We start from the raw sequence: 259 nt of genomic DNA, 5'->3' as shown, positions 1-259 counted from the left end.
ATCTAGTTTTCAAGGATCAAATTGAATAATTGGTGGAGCCAAGCGGGATCGAACCGCTGACCTCCTGCTTGCAAGGCAGGCGCTCTCCCAGCTGAGCTATGGCCCCATAATAGGAAATATGCTTATTAAATTTATATGGTGGGCCCTAGTGGACTCGAACCACCGACCTCACCCTTATCAGGGGTGCGCTCTAACCAGCTGAGCTAAGGGCCCATATTCATTTCCTAATATACTCTTGATGAGTAAACCCATAAGGGTT

General features: G+C 47.5%; 2 tRNA genes. Both read right to left on the bottom strand.

The window, feature by feature from the left end:
• Positions 1-30: 30 nt before the first annotated feature.
• Positions 31-106: transfer RNA gene (locus KI367_RS26865), tRNA-Ala, on the bottom strand.
• A 30-nt stretch (positions 107-136) separates the two neighbouring features.
• Positions 137-213 (bottom strand) — tRNA-Ile (locus KI367_RS26860).
• Positions 214-259 lie beyond the last annotated feature (46 nt).

The sequence above is a fragment of the Paenibacillus cookii genome (assembly GCF_018333375.1).
Lineage (GTDB): Bacteria > Bacillota > Bacilli > Paenibacillales > Paenibacillaceae > Paenibacillus_AQ > Paenibacillus_AQ cookii.
This window is presented reverse-complemented; position numbering and strand designations above follow the sequence as displayed.